Origin of the sequence: Pseudomonas monsensis (genome assembly GCF_014268495.2) — a bacterium.
Lineage (GTDB): Bacteria > Pseudomonadota > Gammaproteobacteria > Pseudomonadales > Pseudomonadaceae > Aquipseudomonas > Aquipseudomonas monsensis.
In genome coordinates this window covers 1,924,206-1,943,949 of record NZ_CP077087.1, presented here as the reverse complement: position 1 = coordinate 1,943,949, position 19,744 = coordinate 1,924,206, and the positions used below count along the sequence as shown (strand labels likewise).

The window sequence follows — 19,744 nt, the reverse complement described above, 5'->3', positions numbered from 1 at the left end:
AATATATGATTTCTACTGATTTTCATCAGCTTGTTGAGTTGTTCATAGAGGGATCGGGTAATCTTCAGCCAAGTATTTTTGAATTGGACAGCTTTTCCGAGTCAGTTTTCATAAGCGCCGGTTTTGAACTGATCGGCGATCCGAATGGTTTTCATTCTTTCGAGAAAGCATACGACGTCCCTTATTTTCGTAGAAAAATAACGGTAGTGTTCAAGCAGTATTTTTTTGCGCGTGAGAGTTTGGGGGGAGGTCTTGGTATTGCAGGTGGGGTAAGGCTGACATCGCTTTTGAGAAAACAGCCATTTGCTACATCAATGGGGCATGTCGATACGAATCGTATGGTGTTCTTTTTCTTCGAGGATAAAAGTGATGGAGCACTGATTTTCGATGAAAAAATCGTCATAAGGTTTGACCAGTGGTCCAAGCGCAATTCTTATATGGTTTCAACAGTAGAGTGTGATTTTGATAATGTGCAGTTCAATGAAATAGCAAAGAAAGCGGTTCGCGAAACGTTTGAACCGTCCACTCACGATTCGATGATCAGAGATGCAAAGCAACGAGGCTGCTCACGTGCATTTAATCGTTTGATTGAAAAGCTTTAGCTCGACATGCACATGCGGTAAACCAATAGAGACTCCAGGCCGGCCAGCGTTTGGGGTTGAGGAGTGGAGACACCTCTCAGAATCGTGGCATCCCAGTACCACCAGAAGTCGACAAACGATTCAGCGCAATGAAAAAAAGACCGTTAATGCAGAACGCTGCCTACGCCTGGACGCTCCCAATGCACCCGTTGATCGAACTTCCCGAGACTCTCCACCCACTGTTCCTGGCTGCCGGTTGGCCTGTCACCCATATCGAGCCATTGCCGGATTTCGTCCCGCGCGAGCATCCAGCCGCTGCTCTGCTCGAACAACTGGCTGGCCTGACCGTCGGCACCTGTGGCACAGGCGAAGACTGCGCTACCAGCGATGTAGCGTTTGGCACGTTTGAGCACCTGCATGGAGATGAAGACTTCTTGGCTTGGCAGCAACGCTTGGGCAGCTCTTTGGTGAGCATCGCCGAAATTCATCATGGCCACGCTGCACTGTTGATGGACGAAAAAGGTCGCTGCTATGCCTTCAGTTTCATTCATGACGGGTTCTGGCTGCAGGGCAGAACTTTTGTCGAGGCGATGGAAAAGCTAGTGTTTGGGCGCAAGTGCGGTGAGCAAGTGGCGCTGGCCACACCGGACGCCGTGCCAGTTGTTTAAATCCCTCTGCTTTTGCACCGGTCTAAAAACGGTTCCTATTTAACATGCCTATTATTCAGGGATTGGAGCCTCACTCCACCTTAAAATAGCCGCTCACGGACTCACGAGCGCCTCTGGACTCTGCACCGAGCTCCAGCCCTATTTCGAGTATCATCTCCACCTTTGCCCTCAAGACCTCAATGCAGGAAGCATACCCATGACCAACAAAGCAGTTATCGTATTCAGCGGCGGGCAGGACTCCACCACGTGTTTGATCCACGCCCTGACCCACTACGATGAAGTCCACTGCATCACGTTCGACTATGGTCAGCGTCATCACGCAGAAATTGAAGTGGCGCAGCAGCTGTCGAAAAAGCTCGGCGTGGCCGTGCATAAAACGCTGGATGTGTCCTTGCTCAACGAACTGGCCATCAGCAGCCTGACCCGCGATAACATTCCGGTGCCGACCGTGAACAGTTCTGGCGAGAGCCTGCCAAGCACCTTCGTTCCGGGGCGGAACATTCTGTTTCTGACCCTGGCTTCTATCTATGCCTATCAAGTCCAGGCCAAAACGGTCATTACCGGTGTCTGTGAAACCGACTTCTCGGGCTATCCCGATTGCCGGGATGAATTCGTCAAGGCGCTGAATAAAGCCCTTGAATCAGGCATGGATTACAAGCTGCAACTGGAGACGCCGTTGATGTGGCTGAACAAGGCAGAAACCTGGGCCTTGGCTGATTACCACCATCAACTGGATCTGGTTCGCGAAGAAACACTGACTTGCTACAACGGTATCAAAGGCACTGGATGTTCCGATTGTGATGCCTGTAATCTTCGCGCCAAGGGCTTGAATGAGTTCCTGAATAATAAAGCTCAGGTCACTCAAAGCTTGAAAGATAAACTTGGCTTAAAGTAAAACCGCAACAAGATGCGCTCACTCAAGCATGCTGAGTGAGCGCCCTCCTCTCTTTATTGCGTCTGCGCACCCGTCAGGTATTTCTTGAACAAAGACCTTGCCCCGTAGGCCGGCAAGATATTAAAGAATGCAAAACCTACCTTGATTGCGATCTGAACGTAGATCATGCCCAGTATCGCGCTATTTTCCATCGTTCCGTAAAAAGCGATGTAGCAGAACAGAAAACTGTCGATAATCACGGCAAACAATGTGCTTAAAAACACTCGCAAAAACAGAAATCTGGAGTTTGTGAGCTCTTTAATCTTGCACAACAGGTACGAGTTTATGTTCTCGGAAACCAGGAACGATACAGAAGACGCTACCAGAACTGCTGACAACTGACTGATAACATCATTGTAAGCCCCATCGAGCTTCCAACCCGGCAGGCCCGGAAGATGGGTAGTGATGGCCAGCAGAATAATAATCGCCGCATTGCTGATGAACGCGAACAGGATCGCTTTTCGCGCGAGCCTCAGGCCAAAGGTTTCGTTGAGCAAGTCGACGATCAGAAACGTCAGCGGATAGAGGAAAGTACCCGGCGTGACGACAATATCGAAATACTCCAGATAGATCGGTTTTGTCGCAGCAATACTGGTGAAAATGTACAGCGTGAACAGCATCAGGTTCAGGATGATGTAGATCATCCAGGAACTCTCATGACGGTCATTGATTTCGTAAGCGGTGAGTGCTCCGCCTTGGGAGTAGAACTTCTTGTAGAGGTTTTTTACTTCGATTTTATTCAGATTATCCATAATCTCACTATTCAACACTTCACTTAGCTTTATTTTAATTATTTTGCCTGTCGCGATGACCATGATGACGGCCAGGCTTTTTCCATTTTCGAACCCCAGCAACTTGTACTTGCTGTTTTCCAACTCAACACTGCAATCCATTAAATCGTTCCTCGATTACATCTCCGATCACGCATACACGATCCGTATCAAAGTTGCCTTCATGGCTTATAGATAACTTCGCTGTGATTTTGTCATACACCAGCTTTTCCCTGTCGCTGGTCGATGCTCCTTTCTGCACGATCAATAGATCGCCGGGTTCATTCATGCCACTGATTTCATTCTCCAGAAGCACGCCAATCAGGTTAAAGGACGCGCCAAAATAGTAAGTCAGCGGGTAAATAGTGGCCAACTCACCAATTCTTTTATCCAGACTTTGCAGCAGCATACTTTCTTTAATCACCGGAACAGCTGCGGGATTCATATTCCCCTGTGGCGAAATACTGCTTTCGATGATTTCTTTTTCTTCAAAATCAATCGTCTCTATTTCTTCGTAAGACACCCCGAAGAAATCAGAAATCTTGCGCACAGTGGACTGTTGGACATTGACCACCTTGCCTTCAAGGATGTTGTAGATGGTCGTTCGGGTCAGACCACTGGAGTGGCACAGGGACAACTGCGTTTCCCCGCGACTCTTTATCAGATACTTGATGTTGTTCTTCAGATTCTCCGATCTTTCTCTTCTGTGCATCACATGCTTATCATCCATTTTTAACTGCAATCATTGTCACGTCCCGAATGATCATTCCGGACATACACAAGTGAGGTAGGAAATTGCAGTTATATCCCTGTCAGTGCCGCGCAGGATCATAGCATTCTCCCTCCCTGGGTTCGGTATAAAAAGTCAGCTTTCACAGGCTGCTTCCGCCAACATGCGGGGTCATTTCAGCCTCCGTACTGACTCGTCAGTTCCTGTTGCCTTCGACCCGGCGCTTGAAAAGCGACACCGGGTAATGCCTGTTTTACACCCGCAACGACTACAAAAAGAATCATTTTCTTTGAAGAATGTTCATTTTTTTGATTAATTCTGTGGTGTTCCTCACTGAAAAATCTATGATGCGTCAATCCGGCGTCTCATTCTCGCGAGTGAAAGAACGAAAAAACGGGTGGCCTGTACAGGGTTTAGTTTTGCGCGCACAGCGGTCAAAACACGGATTCGCCTGTACAGATCTGGCAAGCAAGGACATGCGCAAATCACGCAAAACCAGGGAAGGAAAAAAGCAATGGCAGTCATTACTGAACCGCTCAAGAACCAGGCTGACGTGTTGCGTCGTGGCCTCGCGGATCTCCGCGCAGAAGATGCCGAACTGGCGGCCATTCTCGACGCTGAGGTGACGCGTCAACAGCACACCCTTTCATTGGTCTCCTCCTCCTGCGCAGTTCAGCCGCGAACCTTGGCGGCCTCTGCTTCCGTGCTGGTCAACGTGACCGCTGAAGGCATGCCCGGCAAGCGCCACAGCGCGGGGTGCGAGAACGTCGAACTGGTCGAGTCGCTGGCCATTCGCCGGGCGCGGGAAATGTTCGGCGCGCAATACGCCAACGTGCAGCCACACTCGGCGTCGAACGCTGTTTACCAAGTGCTCACAGCCTTGCTTGAGCCTGGCGATACCTTGCTGGGCATGGCGGTGGAACACGGTGGTCATCTGACGCATGGCAGCCTTGCCGCGTTTTCCGGCGCCTACTACAAGGCGATCCAGTACGGCACAACATCCGACGGCCTGATCGATTACGACAAGGTACGTCTGCTCGCACTCGCCCATCGCCCACGCGTCATCCTCTGCGGCGCCACCGCCTATTCGCGCGTGGTGGACTTCAAGCGGTTTCGCGACATTGCCGATGAAGCAGGCGCTATCCTGCTCGCCGATATGTCGCATATCGCCGGGCTCGTCGCTACCGCGCGCCATCCAAGCCCGATCAACGCCGCACACGTCACCGTCACGTGCACGCACAAGCAACTCGCCGGGCCTCGCGGTGGCCTGATCCTCAGCGGTGCTGATGCGAACACCAAGATTCCCGGCTTGCGGACCACCTTCAGTCGTCTCCTTGAGCAAGCCGTTTACCCGCGAATGCAGGGCGCGCCCGCCGCCAACATGATCGCTGCGAAGGCTGCCGCGCTGGGTTATGCAATGTCCGCAGAGTTCGATGCCTGCATGGCGCAGATCCGCAGTACGGCGGATGAAATGGCCAAAGCGTTTCAGGCCAAGGATTATGAGGTGGTTGGCGGCTGCAGTGAAAACCACACGGTGCTGGTTCGCTTGCGTGGCGGCGTTACGGGCGCCATCGCGGAGGCGGCGCTGGGGCACTGCGGGATCATCGTCAGCAAACATCGCGTCCCCGGCGATCACCGCTCGGCACTCGTTACCAGCGGGCTGCGCATCGGCACGGGCGCTCTGGCGCAACGCCGGGTCGATGTCCACGGCAGCCGCCAGATCGTCGATTTGATCGTCCGGATTCTGAATACCGTCGCGCCGCTCGGTGAGCAGGACTACACACTGGAACCCCTGCTCCTTGCGCAGTTTCGTTCAGAGGTCGAAACCTTGTGCAGGGACTATCCTGTCGCCGACTACCAATAGCACCCGACTCACAGCATTTGTACCCATAAAAAACCCGGCACTCAGGCCGGGTTTTGTGTTTCTGCGTCAGCGCTTACTTGGCAGCACCCGCTGCGTGCAGCGCCTGTTGCGCACCGCGCTTGTTCTTGATCACGTAGCAGACCCACATGAACACGACCCACACCGGAATCGCGTACACCGAGATCTGGATGCCCGGGATCAGCAGCATCACGCCCAGAATGAACGCGACGAACGCCAGGCAGATGTAGTTGCCATACGGATACCACAGAGCCTTGAACAGCGGCGTCTGCTTCGTCTTGTTCATGTGCTGGCGGAACTTGAAGTGCGAGAAGCTGATCATCGCCCAGTTGATCACCAGGGTCGCTACCACCAGCGACATCAGCAGTTCCAGTGCGTGCTGCGGAATCAGGTAGTTGAGCAATACAGCCACCAGTGTCACCGCCGCCGACGCCAGGATCGAACGCACCGGCACACCGCGCTTGTCGATCTTCGCCAGGCCTTTCGGCGCATCGCCCTGCTCGGCCATGCCCAGCAGCATGCGGCTGTTGCAGTAGGTACCGCTGTTGTACACCGACAGGGCCGCGGTCAACACCACGAAGTTGAGGATGTGTGCGGCGGTGCTGCTGCCGAGCATCGAGAACACTTGCACAAACGGGCTACCGCTATACGAATCGCCGGACGCGTTGAGGGTTTCCAGCAGGCTGTCCCATGGGGTCAGCGACAGCAGGATCACCAGTGCACCGATGTAGAAAATCAGGATCCGGTAGATCACCTGATTGATCGCTTTCGGGATCACGGTTTTCGGCTTGTCGGCTTCGGCGGCAGTGAAACCGAGCATTTCCAGACCGCCAAAGGAGAACATGATGATCGCCATGGCCATCACCAGGCCGCTGACGCCATTCGGGAAGAAACCACCGTGCGACCACAGGTTGCTCACCGATGCCTGCGGGCCGCCATGACCGCTGACCAGCAGGTAGCTGCCCAGGGCGATCATGCCGACGATCGCCACGACCTTGATGATCGCGAACCAGAACTCGGCTTCACCGAAGACTTTGACGTTGGCCAGGTTGATCGCATTGATCAGCACGAAGAACGCCGCTGCGGTGACCCAGCTCGGGATCTCCGGCGCCCAGTAGTGAATGTATTTGCCGACCGCGGTCAGCTCCGACATGCCCACCAGGATATACAGAATCCAGCAGTTCCAGCCCGACAGGAAGCCGGCGAAGCCGCCCCAGTACTTGTGCGCGAAATGGCTGAAGGAACCGGCCACCGGCTCTTCGACGATCATTTCGCCGAGCTGGCGCATGATCATGAAGGCGATGAAGCCGCAGATGGCGTAGCCGAGGATCATCGACGGGCCGGCGGATTTCAGCACCCCGGCCGAGCCGAGGAACAATCCGGTACCGATCGCGCCACCGAGGGCGATCAGTTGAATATGGCGATTTTTCAGGCCGCGTTTCAGCTCGCCTGATTGCGAGGGTTGTCCACTCATGAAAAAGGTCTCACGCAAGGTTTGATGATGTTCAGTAGACGTTGCTGCAAGGTTGCGATTTCAGGCAGCCCCGATCAAACCCCAGCGCAGGCACCAGGAGTTCAGCTTATTTACAACGGTCATGCGTCACCTGTTTGTTTTTATCTGTGACGAAATCGAACCCGACACGCTTATGACGCGGCGGAGTGAACAAGGCGGATAGCCTTGAGGTTTGCGCGATTACGCAGAGGGTCACAGTTAAAACGCGGCGCATTGTACACCGCTAACCCCCTGCTGCCAGACCCCGCTGGATCAGCGTGGCGGTTGCCGGGATTGCGTGTGTCCGCCTCGAGACGCTCGGGCGGCAGCAATAATTGAGTCAGGCCTTTGCAGGCCATCGACGGGGACGGGGAGAAAACCGTCCCACGCAGAGAAGTGGAGATCAGTCACGGCGTTCATTGCGCCTCCTTCTTGTTATGCACCTGCACGACAGGCATGGGGCGCATCACACCCTTCAAACGACGCTGAAACAAGCGCGCCAGAGCCTTGCATGAAGCGCTCGCAGCCGGGCTTCGGCAGGTTTTCCTTACAGCCTCTGGAGAGACGTGGTTCCACTGGGTTACGCCGCGCTTTTCGTAAACATTTCTTTACGTCGCGTAACGCAGATTTTCCATTTCAGAAATTTTCGAAGGATGTCTACAAATTGACGGTAGCAAGCTTGCTAACGAAGTTGGCGGCTTAGTTTTTTGTTTTCAAATAAGAAAACCCTTGGCGAAAAACAGAATAAAAAGTTTATTTAAATTTTAAATAAATAATTTTTTGCATTACAAAACACCCTGAACTAGGTTTTTCACGTCTTGCCGGCCACCTCGACCGGCCAGTCATAACCGTGAAAGTCATCTAGGAGATCGACCATGCAAGCACTGGAAAAAGACTTGGATACCGAACTGCAACTGGACGAATGGTTTGAAGCACCGACCCACGAGGCGGCTGTGGAAATGATGCAAGCCGACGCGGTCGTTCCGTTCGGCACGGCGATGTGGCCTCTGTAAGACATCCCGGGCAGGCACGGTCCGGCCGGTCGTGCCTGCCGCTTCCTTCACGGTCAGTCAGGGAGTACTCATGGATAAGCCCCGTGCGATCTCGCATTTCCTTTACTACCTCGAACATCACCCCGCCCTTGCCGGCCTGGAGTCGGCAAAGGTATTGCTCGGCCACACCGCCGATTACGAAGCCCTGACCGGCGCCATCGCCGAACAGGCCGGCGATCACCCGCGTTTCACCTTCAGCGCAAGGCGCCTGGATCTGGAAAGTACCGCAACGCTGACCGCAGCGATTGCCGATAGCGATCTGTACATTTTCTTCTACGACTCTTCCACCTTGCCCAACCCGCGTCCCGACGGCCCGGAGTTTGTCCGCGCGCTGCAAGGCGTGATGGCGGAAAACTGGAAGAAGTCGCTGCTGTTCAAGGATTACGGCGACTATTTCTACGACACCTTCAGCATCACCCCGCAGCGCATCGCCGGGCTCAACAGTCATCTGATCCAGCGCATGTCCCAGGCCACCACGCTGAGCTTCAGGGACGACCACGGCTCATGGTTCGAAACGCCGCTGAGCAGCATCAAGAAGTGGACCGACATCAACGGCGTCGGCAACTTCGACCTGGCCCCCGGCGAAATCGCCACCCACAGCGAAGCCATCAACGGCCATGTGAAATTCAAGGGCACCTTCCTCAGCACCATCCCCTTTGCGCGCAAGTACGGCGTACTGGAATCGCCACTGGAACTGTGGATCGAGAACTCGACCATCAGCCGCATCGCCACTGATGTGCCGGGGCTGGAGCATGATTTCAACAAATACCTGGACGCCAACCCGTCGAACCGGCGGATCGAGGAATTGGGGATCGGCACCAACGAAGGCGTGAAGGATCTGTATGCGCGCAATGCCGGGTTCGAGGAGCGGCACTGCGGGTTGCACCTGGGCCTCGGCGGTGGCGCCAAGGGTAGCCATCACCTGGACCTGATCTTCTCGGGTGGGGTGTTGGCGCTGGATGACAAGCCGGTGTTTGATGGGCGCTTCGTCTTTTAAGGCTGAAATAGAGGGTGAAGCCTCTCGCCCTATCGCGGGCAAGCCCGCTCCCACAGGTTTCATTGTTGTACACGAATTCTGTTAACGACAAAAAACCTGTGGGAGCGGGCTTGCTCCGAAGAGCCGGGTCAGAAACTACATACCTTTCGCCAGACGAAAAAAAACGCCAACCCTGCGGTTGGCGTTTTTCATTCAGCTTGAAGCTTATCGCTCAAAGCTCACAGCTGCTTCACTCAGGTTTCTTGCGACCAAAACCCGGACGCTGGCCCGAACCACTCGGTGCACCGCGACGGTTACCCGATGGCTTGTCACCGTCGACCAGCTTGATACCAGGACGCTTCGGCGCTGGCTTGGCCGGACGCTTATTGGTGGTGTCCGCCGGACGATCCGCCACTGGCGTACCGCGACCGGCCGGTGCACGACCTTCGCCACGCTCAGTACGACCGCGTGGCGCGCGCTCGCCATCCGGGCGCGCTGCAGGCTTGCGACCCGGACGCTCGCCTTCGATCTGCGGCTCGCGGCTTGGGCGTGGGCCGGTCGGTGCGCCAGCGGCTGGACGCAGCGTGCGCACGCGCTCGGTCTTGGCCATTGGTCGAGACGATTTACGCTGCATACGCTCAAGCTTGTCTTTGCTCTTGGCGTTGAGTTGCGGCATCGCTACCGGCGTCAGGCCGACTTCAGCACTGAGAATGTCGACTTCGTACTGACTCATTTCGCGCCAGCGGCCCATCGGCAGGTCGGAGTTGAGGAACACCGGACCGAAACGCACGCGCTTCAGACGGCTGACCACCAGCCCTTGGGATTCCCACAGACGACGAACCTCACGGTTACGACCTTCCATCACCACGCAGTGATACCAGTGGTTGAAACCTTCGCCACCTGGCGCCTGCTTGATGTCGGTGAACTTGGCCGGGCCGTCTTCCAGCACGACGCCGGCCTTCAGGCGTTCGATCATTTCGTCGTCGACTTCACCGCGTACACGCACGGCGTACTCACGGTCCATCTCGTAGGACGGGTGCATCAAACGGTTGGCCAGTTCACCGTCGGTGGTGAACATCAGCAGACCGGTGGTGTTGATGTCGAGACGACCGATGTTGATCCAGCGCCCCTCTTTCGGACGCGGCAGCTTGTCGAACACGGTCGGACGGCCTTCCGGGTCGTCACGGGTGCAGATCTCGCCATCGGGCTTGTTGTACATGATCACGCGGCGCACCGATTCGGCCGCCTCTTCGCGCTTGATGACCTTGCCATCAATGGTGATGGCGTCGTGCATGTCAACGCGCAGGCCGAGGGTGGCGTCTTTGCCATTGACCTTGATCCGGCCCTGGCTGATCCAGGCTTCAACGTCACGGCGCGAGCCGACGCCGATACGGGCGAGGACTTTCTGCAGCTTTTCGCCTGCTGGGCCGATTTCCTGGTCGTCTTTCTGATTGATGTCACTCATCTGGGCACCTCCCGGTGTGGTCTGTTCAGGCGGCGCCTGAAGCATTGAAATCTGGGTCTTCGGGCGAAGGGATCGCCGAAGGGTCGCGAATCATACGCGGATGTGCGCCATCGCGCATCAGAGACTAGCTGATCGTTCAACAGTTATTTCTTTTTCCGCCGACCGGCGCCACCGAGTTTGATCAGACGCAACGCGGCTTCAGCCAGCACTGTGCGCTTGTCATCCTTGTCGAGTTTCTTCCAGGCTTTGATTTCGCGCTTGCTGCGGCCGCAGCCGAGGCAGATGTCGTCGGAGAACTTGCAGAGGCTGATGCACGGGTCTTTTGCCGAACTCATTTGATATTCCTGGTTCACACTAAACCCTGTGGGAGCGAGCTTGCTCGCGAAGGCGGTAGGTCAGATACATCATCTTTGAATGACACTCCTCTTTCGCGAGCCAGCTCGCTCCCACAGGGGCCGTCTTTGTTCTCCGGATTTCGGTCAGTCGTCGAATTCGCGGCGCTCGGCTTCGATGGCTTCGGCCAGGGCGCGGGCTTCGGCTTCTTCTTCGCTCAATTCGGGTTCTGGCGCTGGCGCGGGTTGCTCAAGGGCGGCGACGGCTGCCAACAGTTTTTCCCGTGCTTCGGCGACGCCGAGGATGTCTTCCTCCGGTTCGGCTTCTGGCTCGGCTTCACGTTCAACTTCAATGGCCGGTTCGGCGATCGCGGTTTCAGGCTCAGGCTCGATCTGAGTCACTGCATCGGGCGTCGACGTCTCACCGTCCGCCGCGTCGCGCAGCAAGTCGTCGAAATCGGTCTTGATCCCCTCCTCCATGCTGTCCAGCTCCAGCAACAGCGTATGGAAGCTGGTCTCCTCCTTCTCCTCCTCCGGCTCGGCGCTGGCGTCGGCCAGTTCCTGCAAGCCTTGCGGTACCGGCGCGTCGTCGAAATCGAGCACCGGATCGGTTTCCATCTCGCGCAATTCGGCCAATGGCGGCAGGTCTTCGAGGTTCTTCAGGTTGAAGTGATCGAGAAAGGCCTTGGTGGTGGCGAACATCGCCGGCTTGCCCGGCACGTCGCGGTAACCGACGACGCGGATCCACTCGCGCTCCAGCAGGGTCTTGACGATGTTGCTGTTCACCGCCACGCCACGCACGTCTTCGATCTCGCCACGGGTGATCGGCTGGCGATAGGCGATCAGCGCAATGGTTTCCAGCAAGGCACGGGAATAACGCTGCGGGCGCTCTTCCCACAAGCGGCCAACCCACGGCGAAAACTTCTCGCGGATCTGCAGACGATAGCCGGAGGAGACTTCCTTGAGCTCGAAGGCGCGGCCTTCGCAAGACTTGCCCAACAGGGTCAGGGCTTTCTTGAAAACCGCAGGTTCGGGGCGTTCGCCTTCTTCGAACAGTTCAAACAGGCGCTCGAGGGATTGCGGCTTTCCCGAGGCCAACAGAAAGGCTTCAAGCAGGGGCGCCAGCTCGCGGGGTTCAGTCAGGTTCATGTTTCGACTCGTTATTCGGCTCGGGCTCGCACGTGGATCGCGGCGAACGGCTCATTCTGCACCAGCTCGACCAAAGATTCCTTGACCAGTTCAAGGATCGCCATAAAGGTCACCACCACTCCCAACCTGCCTTCTTCGGCGGTGAACAGCTCGACGAACGGCACGAAACCGCCGCCCTTGAGCCGTTCCAGCACATCGCTCATGCGCTCGCGGGTGGACAGTGCCTCGCGGCTGACCTGGTGGCTTTCAAACATATCGCCACGGCGCAGCACCTCGGCCATGCACATCAAAATCTCTTCCAGTGCGACATCCGGCAACAGCTTGCGCGCCCGGGCTTCCGGGGCGTCGAGCTTGGGCACGATCACATCGCGGCCGACCCGGCTCAAGCCGTCGATGCCTTCGGCGGCGGCCTTGAAGCGTTCGTATTCCTGCAAGCGGCGGATCAGTTCGGCACGCGGGTCGTCTTCTTCGTCTTCGACGGTTTCAGCCCGAGGCAGCAGCATGCGCGACTTGATCTCGGCGAGCATCGCGGCCATCACCAGGTACTCGGCGGCCAGCTCCAGACGCACCGACTGCATCAACTCGACATAGCCCATGTACTGGCGGGTGATTTCCGCCACCGGGATGTCGAGAATGTTGATGTTCTGTTTGCGGATCAGGTACAGCAGCAGGTCGAGCGGACCTTCGAAGGCTTCGAGAAAGACTTCCAGCGCATCCGGCGGAATGTACAGGTCCAGCGGCATTTCCATGACCGCCTGGCCATAGACCATGGCAAACGGCAGTTCCTGCTGGGCGCCGGCCTGGGGATCGACAACGGTTTCCACTGCGGACATTCAGGCTTCGACCATGAACGGCGCGGGGTCGCCGCAACCGACGCGGATCACTTCCGGATCGTCGCCGGTCAGGTCGATCACCGTGGACGCCTTGATCCCGCCGAAACCGCCGTCGATGATCAGGTCCACCTGGTGTTCAAGCAATTGACGCATTTCATAGGGATCGCTCAGCGGGTCTTCGTCGCCGGGCATGATCAGGGTCACGCTCATCAGCGGCTCGCCGAGTTCGGCCAACAGCGCCAGGGCGATTGGATGGCTGGGCACGCGCAGGCCGATGGTGCGCTTCTTCGGATGCAGGAGCAGCCGAGGCACTTCGCGGGTAGCGTTGAGAATAAAGGTGTAAGGCCCCGGCAAATGCGCCTTTAGTATGCGGAACGTGCCGGTGTCGATCTTGGCGTAATTGCCCAGTTGCGACAGGTCGCTGCAGATCAGCGCGAAGTTGTGCTTTTCATCCAGCTGACGCAGGCGCCGAACCCGCTCGATGGCGGTCTTGTCGCCGATCTGGCAACCAATGGCGTAGGAAGAGTCGGTAGGGTAAATCACCACCCCGCCCTTACGGATGATCTCGACCGCCTGTTTGATCAGGCGCGCTTGCGGGTTTTCCGGATGAATCTGGAAAAATTGACTCACATTCTCTACCTGTTCAGACGGCGGCAATAACTGTGTCATGTTTGAACCGACACCACAGGGGTGGAAGGTCCTCGGGAACCGGCCGGTACTGGCCGATCTCGGACCAGCCTCCAGGGCCATGGAAATCACTGCCGGCGCTGACCAGCAGACCGAACTCACGGGCAAGGATCGCCAGGCTGCCCACCTGTTCTGCGGGCTGAAAGCCATTGACCACTTCAATCGCGTGCCCGCCCGCTTGAATATAGTCGGCAATCAGCTTTCGGCGCTTGCTGCGGGTGAAATCGTAGTGCCACGGATGCGCCAGGCTGACCCACGCATTGGCGGCGCGCAACGTGTCGACAGTGTCTTCCAGTGTCGGCCAGTGCAACTTGACGTCGCCCAACTTGCCAGCGCCGAGCCACTTGCGAAAGGCTTCGGCGCGATCCTTTACAAAACCTTCACGTACCATCCAGTCAGCGAAATGCGGACGGGCCGGCGCATTGCCGCTATCGCCCAGTTCCAGCTGAATCTGCCGGGCGCCATCGAGGGCGCCGGGCATGCCCTTGAGCGCGAGCTTGCGGCTTATTTCTTCCGACCGCAGCCAGCGGCCATCGTGCAATTTGGCAATTGCCTCGACCAACGGCGCGGCGTTGACGTCGAAACCGTAGCCCAGCACGTGAATGGTCGCGCCGCCCCAGGTGCAGGACAATTCGACGCCGTTGACCAGTTGCATGCCCAATTCATCGGCGGCCGCGCGCGCTTCGGCGAGGCCTTCAAGGGTGTCGTGGTCGGTCAACGCCAGGACTCGCACGCCGTTTTCGAACGCACGCGCAACCAGAACCGCAGGCGCCAGGGCGCCATCGGAGGCCGTGCTATGGCAGTGCAAATCAACATTCACGGGGAGTTGTAACCTCAAATCAGCTGACGCTATCGCGCGCCCATATGTTTGTTATTATGCCGCCACATCCAGCTTCTGGCTCTTACTGTGAAACAATTCATCGATTTCATCCCGCTTCTGCTGTTCTTCATCGTTTACAAACTTGATCCACGGGTCGTCGACATCGCTGGCCATGAAGTGACTGTAGGCGGTATTTACAGCGCCACCGCGATGCTGATCATCAGCTCCCTCGTGGTGTACGGTGCGTTGTTCATCAAACAGCGCAAGCTGGAAAAGAGCCAATGGCTGACCCTGATCGCCTGCCTGGTGTTCGGCAGCCTGACGCTGGCCTTCCACAGTGAGACCTTCCTCAAGTGGAAAGCGCCGGTGGTCAACTGGCTGTTCGCCGTGGCCTTCATCGGCAGCCACTTCATCGGTGACCGCCTGCTGATCAAACGCATCATGGGCCACGCACTGACCCTGCCGGATCCGGTCTGGACCCGCCTGAACATCGCCTGGATCGGCTTTTTCCTGTTTTGCGGGGCCGCCAACCTGTTCGTCGCCTTCACCTTCCAGAGCATCTGGGTGGACTTCAAGGTGTTCGGCAGCCTGGGCATGACCGTGCTGTTCCTGGTCGCTCAGGGCATCTACCTGTCTCGTCACCTGCACGACGCCGATACCACAACACCAAAAACCGAGGACTGACATGCTCTACGCCATCATTGCCACCGACGTCGCCAACTCGCTGGAAGCCCGCCTGGCCGCGCGCCCTGCGCACCTGGAACGCCTGCAAGCGCTCAAGGGCGAAGGCCGCATCGTATTGGCCGGCCCGCACCCGGCGGTCGACAGCAATGATCCGGGCGCAGCGGGTTTCACCGGCAGCCTGATCGTCGCCGAGTTCGATTCGCTGAGCGCCGCGCAAGCGTGGGCCGATGCCGATCCGTACATCGCTGCTGGCGTGTATGCCAATGTGATCGTCAAACCGTTCAAGCAAGTCCTCCCGTAAAAGACCAGAAGCCCCAGTGGCGAGGGGATTTATCCCCGTTGGGTGGCGAAGCCGCCCCAAAGCCATCCGATGCGGTGTGCCTGTCACACCGCAGTCCCTGTTATTGAGACAGCTTCGCTGTCCATCGGGGATAAATCCCCTCGCCACAAAGTCACCTGCACTACAAACCAGTCTTCCCCGGCACTGAACCTTCTCGGTTCTTGCTGCTCTCAATCGCTCATTATTCTCGTTTGTCTGCCGACAACCTGCCCAATATCCATTTGGAAGCAGGTGTCGCGATGCGCAAGGGTCCGTTGTGTCTGATGTTGGTCACGTTGTCGATCATGGCGCCCGCCCATGGTGAGGAAACCACCGAAGGCGGCAGCTCCACGCCATTGTCATTGAGTGCCGGCAGTCAGATCACCGAGTTGCAACAGCGCCTCAAGGTCAGCGAACAGCAGCGGGAAGAACTGAGCAAACAATTGCAAAATGCCGACAACACCCGCGAAAGCGCCCAGCTCGCCCGGTTGCGCCAGGAGAACCAGCGTCTCAAGCTGCAACTCAAGGAAGCCCAGGCCAGCCCGCTCCCGCGTCTGTTGACCGAACAGCAGCAGTGGTTCGTCACCGGTGCCGGAGTAGCGCTATTGGCGCTGCTCTGCGGTATCTTTGCCAGTGGAGCAAGCCGAAAACGTCGGCAATGGCTAAATTGAGTGAGTCATGAGCGAGCTGTTACTGATTGATGATGACCAGGAGTTGTGCGAACTCCTGAGTAGCTGGCTGAGCCAGGAAGGCTTCCAGGTGCGCGCCTGCCACGATGGCCAGAGTGCGCGCAAGGCGTTGGCCGAATCGTCGCCCGCGGCGGTGGTGCTGGACGTGATGCTGCCCGACGGCAGCGGCCTGGAACTGCTCAAGCAACTGCGCAACGATCACGCCGATCTGCCGGTGCTGATGCTTTCGGCCCGAGGCGAGCCGCTGGACCGCATCCTCGGCCTGGAACTCGGCGCCGATGATTACCTGGCCAAGCCGTGCGATCCCCGTGAACTGACCGCCCGCCTGCGCGCCGTGTTGCGCCGCAGCCATCCGGCAGCGGTGTCGACTCAACTGGAACTGGGCGACCTGAGCTTCAGCCCGGTGCGTGGCGTGGTCAGCATCGACGAGAAAGAACTGACCCTCACCGTGTCCGAAAGCCGCCTGCTCGAAGCCCTGCTCAAGCAGCCCGGCGAGCCGCTGGATAAACAGGAACTGGCGCAACTGGCCCTCGGCCGCAAGCTGACCCTGTACGACCGCAGCCTGGACATGCACGTCAGCAACCTGCGCAAGAAGATCGGCCCGCACCCGGACGGTCGTCCACGGATCGTCGCCCTGCGTAGCCGCGGTTACTTCTATAGCCTCTGAACCTGCCACCCCCTGTAGGCGTGAGCCTGCTCGCGATGGCAGTGTGTCAGTCGACACTTTCTTGCCAGATACACCGCTATCGCGAGCAGGCTCACGCTTACAGGGGTGTGTTTGTAAGGTTGGGCACAAAGCGTCTTTACCCAAGCTTTACGCAGCGCTGACCGCCGCTGACCTTGATCTCCGTAATCTGTACTCATCCGGAACGTACCGGGAACGAGACAAGGAGATACACCATGCGCAAGACTCTTATCGCTCTGATGTTCGCTGCCGCTCTGCCAACCGTCGCCATGGCCATGCCGCAGGATGGCGGCCCGATGGGTGGCCCAATGGATGGCGCTCGCCACGGCGGTCAGATGCACGGCATGCACGGCAAAGGACCGTACAGCCAACTCGACCTGTCTCGCGAACAGCGCGAGCAGATCCGCAAGATCATGGGCGAGCAGATGCACGAGCGTAAGCAAGTGGTCGAGAAGTACCTGGAAAAACTCTCGCCGGCTGACCAGAAAGCCATGAAGGACGAGATGGCGGCCAACCACAAGAAAGCCGAAGCCGACGTACGCAACCTGCTGAAGCCGGATCAACAGAAGAAATTCGACGAGATCCAGAAGAAACAGGCGGAACGCCGCGCCGAATGGGCCGAGTTCAAGGCGTGGAAAGCGCAACAGCCGCAAAAAGCGCAATAATGTTCTAATCACAGGCCCGGCGGCATATTCCGTCGGGCCTGTTTTTACCGATCCAAATGCAGGAGTGAGCCTGCTCGCGATAGCGGTGTGCCAGTCGACAGAATCGTGTCTGGCCCAGCGCTATCGCGAGCAGGCTCACTCCTACAGGGGTTTTGTGTTTGTTCTGAGGAATTTCTGTGCGTTCATTGTTCTGGCGTATTCTCGCGAGCTTCTGGCTGGCCATCGCTCTGGTGGCCGGGTTGTCCATTCTGCTCGGGCACATGCTCAACCAGGACGCGTGGATCCTCAGCCGTCACCCGGGCCTCAACACATTGGCCAGTGAATGGACGCAAACCTACGAAGCCCAGGGCGAAGAAGCCGCCCAGACGATCCTCGAACAACGCAAACGCCAGTACCACATCGACGTTCAGGTGCTCAACGAAAGCGGTGATCCGGTGGTCCGCGGCACCTTCCCGCGCCGCGCCGCCGCCTTCGAAGCCCGCCAGAACAACGATGACCGCCGCCTGCCCTGGCGGCGCCTGACCGACGAGTTCACCAGCGAAAAAACCGGTGACACCTATCTGTTCATCTTCCGCATCCCGCACCCGGAACTCGACGCCTGGCACCGCGATAGCCTGCTTTGGCCGCTCAGTGCGCTGGGTATTGCGCTGGTGGTACTGACCCTGTTCAGCCTCTTGGTCACGTTCTCCATCACCCGCCCGCTCAGCCGTTTGCGCGGCGCCGTGCATGATCTGGGGCAGACCACGTATCAGCAGAACAGCCTGGCGAAACTGGCCAACCGCCGCGACGAATTCGGCGTACTCGCCACCGACTTCAACCGCATGGGTGCGCGCCTGCAAAGCCTGATCGGCAGTCAGCGGCAATTGCTGCGTGATGTGTCCCACGAACTGCGCTCACCGCTGGCACGGTTGCGGATTGCCTTGGCGCTGGCGGAACGGGCCAACCCAGAGGAACGCGAGAAACTCTGGCCACGACTGACACGCGAGTGTGATCGGCTGGAAGCGTTGATCAGTGAAATTCTGGTATTGGCGCGAGTCGATGCCGACAACGCCAGTGCTGAAGAGGTGGATTTGAATACGTTGCTCGGCACGTTGCAGAAGGACGCGAAACTGGCATCGCCCGAACAGATCGTGCGTCTTGATGCCGAACCGCAGCTGAATCTGAAGGGCTGGCCGACCATGATCGAGCGCGCCGTCGATAACCTGCTGCGCAATGCCCAGCGCTTCAATCCGGAAGGTCAAGCGATTGAAATGCAGGCCTCGCGTCAGGGCGAAAAAATTGTCGTGAGCGTGCGCGACCATGGCCCGGGGGTGCAGGCTGAGCATTTGAGCCAGTTGGGCGAACCGTTTTACCGGGCGCCGGGGCAGACGGCGGCGGGACATGGCCTGGGCCTGGCGATTGCCCGGCGAGCGGCGGAACGCCATGGTGGGAGTTTGACGCTGGCCAATCATCCGCAGGGCGGGTTTATTGCGAGTCTGGAATTGCCGCTTGTACCCGGCGCCGTCGTCCAACCCTAAAGGCCACCCTCACCCCAGCCCTCTCCCGGAGGGAGAGGGGGCCGACCGAGGTGTCTGGCGCCCTGCATCGACCTGACAAACCGAGTTGATTATGGATGCTGAATCCGTAATCAACTCTGTATCCGAATTGAACCGAAGTCGATTATGGATTCAGCGAAGAACGTTCAGGTCGGCGTATCTCTACAACATCCCCCAATCAGTCCCCTCTCCCTCCGGGAGAGGGTCAGGGTGAGGGGCTTTTGATCTTCAGGCTTTACCCGGCCAGGCGCTGACGAACTCGGCCAGGTCAACCTTCTCCGCCACACGCGGCTCTTTCTGCGGGGTGCCCAGGTACAGGAACGCGATCACCTTTTCCCCTTCCGCCAGCCCCAGCCCTTGGGCCACATGCTTGGAATACGCCAGATCACCGGTGCGCCACACCGCGCCAATCCCCTGCGCATACGCCGCCAGCAAAATCCCGTGGGCGGCACAACCGGCCGCCAGCAACTGCTCGGCTTTCGGGTATTTGGAGTGATCCTGCAACTTCGCAATCACCACAACCACCAACGGAGCACGCAGCGGACCGTTGCGTGCCTTGTCGATCATCGCTTCAGTGACTTCGCCTTCCTGCATTTGCGCGGCTTCGGCCAGCAACTCGCCCATCTGCTCGCGCGCCGAGCCTTCGACGGTCAGGAAACGATAAGGCTGCAAGTGCCCGTGATCCGGCGCACGCAGGGCCGCGGAGAACAACGCTTCGCGCTGTGCGGCGGTGGGGGCCGGTTCGACCAGTCGTGGAACGGAAACACGGTTGAGCAAAGCGTCGAGAGCCTGCATC

General features: G+C 57.8%; 22 protein-coding genes. 12 read left to right on the top strand and 10 right to left on the bottom strand.

The features are described from left to right. Window positions 1-5: 5 nt before the first annotated feature. The 3 genes from HV782_RS08475 to queC all read left to right on the top strand — a co-directional run bounded on the left by HV782_RS08475 (window position 6) and on the right by queC (window position 2,144). Window positions 6-602, top strand: coding sequence for a hypothetical protein (locus tag HV782_RS08475; RefSeq protein ID WP_128613655.1), 597 nt, complete (start codon window positions 6-8; stop codon window positions 600-602). Window positions 603-781: 179 nt separating this feature from the next. After that, window positions 782-1,249: an SUKH-3 domain-containing protein gene (locus tag HV782_RS08470; RefSeq protein ID WP_128613654.1), complete on the top strand. Its 468-nt coding sequence runs from the start codon at window positions 782-784 to the stop codon at window positions 1,247-1,249. 196 nt (window positions 1,250-1,445) lie between these two features. Continuing rightward, on the top strand, window positions 1,446-2,144 hold the full coding sequence (gene queC / locus HV782_RS08465; protein ID WP_186748517.1) for a 7-cyano-7-deazaguanine synthase QueC: 699 nt from the start codon (window positions 1,446-1,448) through the stop codon (window positions 2,142-2,144). A gap of 53 nt (window positions 2,145-2,197) precedes the next feature. Here the strand turns inward: queC and HV782_RS08460 are convergent, their stop codons facing one another. After that, window positions 2,198-3,076: a queuosine precursor transporter gene (locus HV782_RS08460; RefSeq protein WP_064119579.1), complete on the bottom strand. Its 879-nt coding sequence runs from the start codon at window positions 3,074-3,076 to the stop codon at window positions 2,198-2,200. Beyond that, window positions 3,060-3,665: a helix-turn-helix transcriptional regulator gene (locus HV782_RS08455; protein ID WP_128613656.1), complete on the bottom strand. Its 606-nt coding sequence runs from the start codon at window positions 3,663-3,665 to the stop codon at window positions 3,060-3,062. Before HV782_RS08455 ends, HV782_RS08460 begins: the two co-directional genes overlap by 17 nt. Before the next feature lie 532 nt (window positions 3,666-4,197). Here HV782_RS08455 and glyA point away from each other — a divergent pair. Continuing rightward, complete coding sequence (gene glyA / locus HV782_RS08450; RefSeq protein ID WP_186748516.1) at window positions 4,198-5,547, top strand: serine hydroxymethyltransferase; 1,350 nt, start codon at window positions 4,198-4,200, stop codon at window positions 5,545-5,547. A 73-nt stretch (window positions 5,548-5,620) separates the two neighbouring features. Here the strand turns inward: glyA and HV782_RS08445 are convergent, their stop codons facing one another. Next, window positions 5,621-7,039 carry an amino acid permease gene (locus tag HV782_RS08445; protein ID WP_123465671.1) on the bottom strand — a complete coding sequence of 473 codons (1,419 nt, stop codon included), beginning with the start codon at window positions 7,037-7,039 and terminating at the stop codon, window positions 5,621-5,623. A gap of 893 nt (window positions 7,040-7,932) precedes the next feature. On the opposite strand from HV782_RS08445, the gene HV782_RS08440 reads away from it, so the two are divergent. Together HV782_RS08440 and HV782_RS08435 are read left to right on the top strand one after the other, a co-directional pair. Then, window positions 7,933-8,070: a hypothetical protein gene (locus tag HV782_RS08440; protein WP_003222780.1), complete on the top strand. Its 138-nt coding sequence runs from the start codon at window positions 7,933-7,935 to the stop codon at window positions 8,068-8,070. Window positions 8,071-8,140: 70 nt separating this feature from the next. Then, a complete protein-coding gene (locus HV782_RS08435) occupies window positions 8,141-9,106 on the top strand; it encodes a M29 family metallopeptidase (protein ID WP_123465669.1) in 966 nt (321 codons plus the stop codon). 229 nt (window positions 9,107-9,335) lie between these two features. Here HV782_RS08435 and rluB read toward each other — a convergent pair whose 3' ends face one another. The 6 genes from rluB to HV782_RS08405 all read right to left on the bottom strand — a co-directional run bounded on the left by rluB (window position 9,336) and on the right by HV782_RS08405 (window position 14,371). Further along, window positions 9,336-10,550 carry a 23S rRNA pseudouridine(2605) synthase RluB gene (gene rluB / locus HV782_RS08430; protein ID WP_123465667.1) on the bottom strand — a complete coding sequence of 405 codons (1,215 nt, stop codon included), beginning with the start codon at window positions 10,548-10,550 and terminating at the stop codon, window positions 9,336-9,338. A gap of 143 nt (window positions 10,551-10,693) precedes the next feature. Further along, window positions 10,694-10,885, bottom strand: coding sequence for a DUF1289 domain-containing protein (locus HV782_RS08425; protein ID WP_186748515.1), 192 nt, complete (start codon window positions 10,883-10,885; stop codon window positions 10,694-10,696). 144 nt (window positions 10,886-11,029) lie between these two features. After that, window positions 11,030-12,031, bottom strand: a complete 1,002-nt coding sequence (scpB, locus tag HV782_RS08420) for an SMC-Scp complex subunit ScpB (protein ID WP_186748514.1) — start codon at window positions 12,029-12,031, stop codon at window positions 11,030-11,032. 11 nt (window positions 12,032-12,042) lie between these two features. Further along, window positions 12,043-12,864 (bottom strand): segregation and condensation protein A, encoded by an 822-nt coding sequence (locus tag HV782_RS08415; RefSeq protein ID WP_024012074.1) that lies wholly within the window; start codon window positions 12,862-12,864, stop codon window positions 12,043-12,045. After that, a complete protein-coding gene (locus HV782_RS08410) occupies window positions 12,865-13,494 on the bottom strand; it encodes an L-threonylcarbamoyladenylate synthase (protein ID WP_007966016.1) in 630 nt (209 codons plus the stop codon). 13 nt (window positions 13,495-13,507) lie between these two features. Further along, the gene (locus tag HV782_RS08405; RefSeq protein ID WP_186748513.1) at window positions 13,508-14,371 is read right to left on the bottom strand and encodes a PHP domain-containing protein; all 864 of its coding nucleotides are present in this window, start codon (window positions 14,369-14,371) and stop codon (window positions 13,508-13,510) included. 87 nt (window positions 14,372-14,458) lie between these two features. Here HV782_RS08405 and HV782_RS08400 point away from each other — a divergent pair, with 87 nt between their 5' ends. The 6 genes from HV782_RS08400 (at window position 14,459) to HV782_RS08375 (ending at window position 18,930) form a co-directional block, all read left to right on the top strand. Further along, a complete protein-coding gene (locus HV782_RS08400) occupies window positions 14,459-15,055 on the top strand; it encodes a septation protein A (protein WP_123452630.1) in 597 nt (198 codons plus the stop codon). A gap of 1 nt (window position 15,056) precedes the next feature. Then, window positions 15,057-15,356, top strand: coding sequence for a YciI family protein (locus tag HV782_RS08395; RefSeq protein ID WP_016987935.1), 300 nt, complete (start codon window positions 15,057-15,059; stop codon window positions 15,354-15,356). Window positions 15,357-15,634: 278 nt separating this feature from the next. Beyond that, window positions 15,635-16,045 (top strand): SH3 domain-containing protein, encoded by a 411-nt coding sequence (locus HV782_RS08390; RefSeq protein ID WP_123465659.1) that lies wholly within the window; start codon window positions 15,635-15,637, stop codon window positions 16,043-16,045. A 7-nt stretch (window positions 16,046-16,052) separates the two neighbouring features. Then, entirely contained in the window at window positions 16,053-16,730 is a 678-nt protein-coding gene (locus tag HV782_RS08385; protein ID WP_123465657.1) for a response regulator transcription factor, read from the top strand. A gap of 233 nt (window positions 16,731-16,963) precedes the next feature. Continuing rightward, window positions 16,964-17,413: an LTXXQ domain protein gene (locus HV782_RS08380; RefSeq protein WP_128616258.1), complete on the top strand. Its 450-nt coding sequence runs from the start codon at window positions 16,964-16,966 to the stop codon at window positions 17,411-17,413. 176 nt (window positions 17,414-17,589) lie between these two features. Further along, on the top strand, window positions 17,590-18,930 hold the full coding sequence (locus HV782_RS08375; RefSeq protein WP_128616257.1) for a sensor histidine kinase: 1,341 nt from the start codon (window positions 17,590-17,592) through the stop codon (window positions 18,928-18,930). A gap of 246 nt (window positions 18,931-19,176) precedes the next feature. Here the strand turns inward: HV782_RS08375 and HV782_RS08370 are convergent, their stop codons facing one another. Next, complete coding sequence (locus HV782_RS08370; RefSeq protein ID WP_186748512.1) at window positions 19,177-19,743, bottom strand: nitroreductase family protein; 567 nt, start codon at window positions 19,741-19,743, stop codon at window positions 19,177-19,179. Between the last annotated feature and the right edge of the window lies 1 nt (window position 19,744).